The organism is Ruminococcus difficilis (genome assembly GCF_016680995.1).
In genome coordinates, this window is sequence record NZ_JAEQMG010000077.1 from 1 (window position 1) to 3,257 (window position 3,257).

The following is a 3,257-nucleotide window of genomic DNA, read 5'->3' on the forward strand; positions in this document are numbered from 1 at the left end:
GCTACTCTGACGGAGCAGCAAAAAGCTATACTCGAAAAAATCAAAGACAACCACACAGAGATAATGAACCTCGGCGAGCGCAATGCGTTTTGCCGGGGTTTTTCTTTGGCTGTCAGACTAATGGTTGAAGCGATGACAAGCGAGAAAACCTGACGCGCCCTGTTTCGCCCCGTGTCGCGCGAAAGAATCGGTGGGGCATGTACCCGACCTCGCCCAACAAAGCCAACACAGGCGATTTGTCGCGGTTTGTGGGCGAAAACACACAGCGCATAGATTGGCATAACGCTAATCTGTGCGCTGTCTTTCTAATATTTCAATCTCTCAAGCGGTACGCAAAACAGCTGTTCCAAAATCGAAGCCTGATGAACACACCAGTCGCTGAATCGGTTCACGCTGAACACCACAAGGGAGACCTCGCTGCACAAGCTTCCGTAGCGGCAACTGACATTGATGTAATGCTCCAACTGTTCCTTGGTGATTTTTTCATCAAAGGAATGCGGAAATACACAAACCAGCGTTTTACCATTGTTTTCAATAATGCAATCAATCTTGAAACGGAATCCGTCCTTATGCTTAAGATAGACGGGTTTCGTTTTTCCTTTTACATAGTGATCGATAAAACAGCCGTTTTCAATTTTGTATTTGTTGTCAATAAAACGAATGCAGCTTTCTTCAAGCGCAGGGAGCGCAATCGCCTTATCCAGTGACTCGATTACTTTGTTAAATAGCCCCTGTGGATTTGTGATTTGCAACATGCGGTTTTTGTAAATATACAGATACCAACTCTTGATATAGCTGTTTGTCAGGAAGTATCGCGCAAAGCCGTTCTCGGTTCCTTTATGCGCCTTGACCAAGCCTGCCTTTATCAACGCTTCCAGATATTTTCCGCACTTGTTGTTCGGAAAGCCGATGTCCTTGGCAATCTCACTGAGACGGTGCTTGCCGCAGGCGATACTGTAAAGAATCGGGTGGTAGCTTTCGGGTGAGCGAAATAGTTTCTGCAATATGGACGGCGCGAAATGGGAAAAAGCAGAATCATGTCTCAGCAGAAGTTTCAAGTTTTCCTCAATCGGAATATCAGTATCCAGTTCTTTCGCGACAGCAGGGAGTCCTCCTGTTAAACCGTGCAAACGAATCACATCAGCCTTGTCGTAGTTGGGAAACGCAAGCAGGAAGTCGACGATAGAGCGTGGTTTTATATTACCGGGCTTCTGTTCCGATTCCGGAGCAAGGCTCTTAACATGGAGAACAAGCGTGTGGTCGTGAAGTTTTACAGACTGTATCGCTGACTCAAAATCTTTATATGCTGCCGAGCCGTTATCATCGTCAATGAATAAAACCCGAAAACGTGTGCCTGTCAATTTTTTATATTTCTCAACAGCTTCAATCCAGTCCGCAGCACTCTCACCGTCAAGTATCTGATTGCAGAATACTGATAACGCAGTGTTGCTGTCCAAATCCTTGAAATTCATATAGACAGCGTCCTTGTTCTGCTCACAAAACTGCCGGAGAAATTCTGTTTTTCCGCTTCCGTAAAATCCCTGCACACTCAAATTATAATGCCGAGGAGTGTCCTTGTGATACACAGAGTACTTCCATTCACTCCACGCGCTGTGAAAGCGCGCAATATCTTTTTCAAAAGAGAATGTAATCATAGCTAATCCTATCGTAATATGATGTTTCTTATATTTTATCAGAATACAACTGAAGTTGCAAGTAAAAATCAGAAAAAGCACGTCATATTTTCTATAATTACAAGATAAAAACGCTGAATATAGAACATTATTAACGAACTTTTATAAAATTTTATAAAAAGGGGTATTCATGTGCCGTAAAAACGGCTTACAAGCGAAGGGGAAAAAGAAAAAAGTCTGAACAAAGCGCCAATTTTTTCAGCAATACAAAAATGCACTGAAAAGTAAAAGGACTGTTCGTTTATTCTGCCCACTCGGGCGTGCAATAAAAAATCAAAACTGAAAGGAATAACAAGCATGGAAGAAAACTGGAACCTGGATATCGACTCATATCCAAAAACACTTAATACGCTTGACGGCGTAACGCTGGCAGAGATGGACTTGCCGCCGATCAAGTATGTTATCAAGGATTTGCTTCCGCAGGGGCTTGCGATGCTGAACGGCTCCATGAAGATCGGCAAATCGTGGATGGTACTTGACTGGTGCGTGAGGATAGCGAAGGGTGAGAACATCTGGAACTTTCCTACCACGAAAGGGACAACCCTCTATCTCAGTTTGGAGGATTCCAACACGCGCCTGCAAGCCGTGCAGAGACATTCGGTTGCACGAAGAAAAATATTTGAAGGAGAATATGGAAGATGAAGCGGAGTTTGAAGAAGCTGATTTTGGTTTCGCTTATCCCGACTATCCTGCTGCTCGCTTACTGCGGAATGCGCCGCGGTGAGTTGATGGGGTTGGAATTCAAGGACATCGACTTTGAGAACAACACACTGGAAATCGTCCGCACATCGAACTACCAGAACGGCTCGACGGGTATCTATACCAGCACACCGAAAACCAAATCGAGCGTCCGCGAGCTGTATTTGCAGCCGCACCTGACGGAAATGATTCGTCAGTGGTACGATGAACAGCAGATGAATGCCGAAAAGTGCGGCGACCTGTGGGTCAACAGCGACAGGCTGTTCATCAACTGGCGCGGCGAACCGATGCGGCCGTACTATCCGTACAAATGGCTCAAGGATTTCTGCGAGAGGGAAGGAGTACCGTTCAAAGGACTGCACAGCTTCCGTCACACAGTCGCGACGCAGTCAATTGTCAACGGAGTAGACGTGTCCACCGTGTCCGCGATCCTCGGACACAGCAATGTCTCTACCACGCTGAACATCTACACCCACGCCGTGAGAAAAGCGAAGGCAAAGGCAGCGAACGTTATGGCGGGGCTGATAGACGAAAATGACCCGTAATGACCAAAATAATGACCTGAACCGAAAATGAACAGTTCAGGCAAAAAGAGAAGCTCCGAAAATGGCTGACCAAAGCCATTTTCGGAGCAAGATGAAATGGTGGAGATAACGGGGCTCGAACCCGTGACCTCTTGACTGCCAGTCAAGCACTCTCCCAGCTGAGCTATACCCCCATGAGATAATATTCAGTTTTGTTAAGGTCGCGCCGCAGTTTTGACTGCGGCACTTCTGGTGGAGATAAGGTGCGTTTGAAAGCGCGAAACGATCCATCTCGCATGATGGGTTCAGAGATGAAAGAAAAGTTTCATCTGTTTTCTCC

The 3,257-nt window shown here is 46.0% G+C and carries 4 protein-coding genes and 1 tRNA gene; 3 read left to right on the forward strand and 2 right to left on the reverse strand.

The window, feature by feature from the left end; all coding sequences use genetic code 11:
* Nucleotides 1–6 precede the first annotated feature (6 nt).
* Nucleotides 7–153 carry a DUF6809 family protein gene (locus tag JKK62_RS17975; protein WP_366503235.1) on the forward strand — a complete coding sequence of 49 codons (147 nt, stop codon included), beginning with the start codon at nucleotides 7–9 and terminating at the stop codon, nucleotides 151–153.
* A gap of 152 nt (nucleotides 154–305) precedes the next feature.
* On the opposite strand, the gene JKK62_RS08615 is transcribed toward JKK62_RS17975, so the two are convergent.
* Nucleotides 306–1,472, reverse strand: coding sequence for an AAA family ATPase (locus JKK62_RS08615; protein WP_201427566.1), 1,167 nt, complete (start codon nucleotides 1,470–1,472; stop codon nucleotides 306–308).
* Between the two features lie 519 nt (nucleotides 1,473–1,991).
* On the opposite strand from JKK62_RS08615, the gene JKK62_RS08620 reads away from it, so the two are divergent.
* Both JKK62_RS08620 and JKK62_RS08625 read left to right on the forward strand, forming a co-directional pair.
* Nucleotides 1,992–2,336, forward strand: a complete 345-nt coding sequence (locus JKK62_RS08620) for an AAA family ATPase (RefSeq protein WP_201427567.1) — start codon at nucleotides 1,992–1,994, stop codon at nucleotides 2,334–2,336.
* Nucleotides 2,333–2,938 (forward strand): site-specific integrase, encoded by a 606-nt coding sequence (locus JKK62_RS08625; protein WP_201427568.1) that lies wholly within the window; start codon nucleotides 2,333–2,335, stop codon nucleotides 2,936–2,938. The genes JKK62_RS08620 and JKK62_RS08625 overlap by 4 nt, the downstream gene beginning before the upstream one ends.
* 97 nt (nucleotides 2,939–3,035) lie before the next feature.
* On the opposite strand, the gene JKK62_RS08630 is transcribed toward JKK62_RS08625, so the two are convergent.
* Nucleotides 3,036–3,111, reverse strand: a tRNA-Ala gene (locus JKK62_RS08630).
* Nucleotides 3,112–3,257 lie beyond the last annotated feature (146 nt).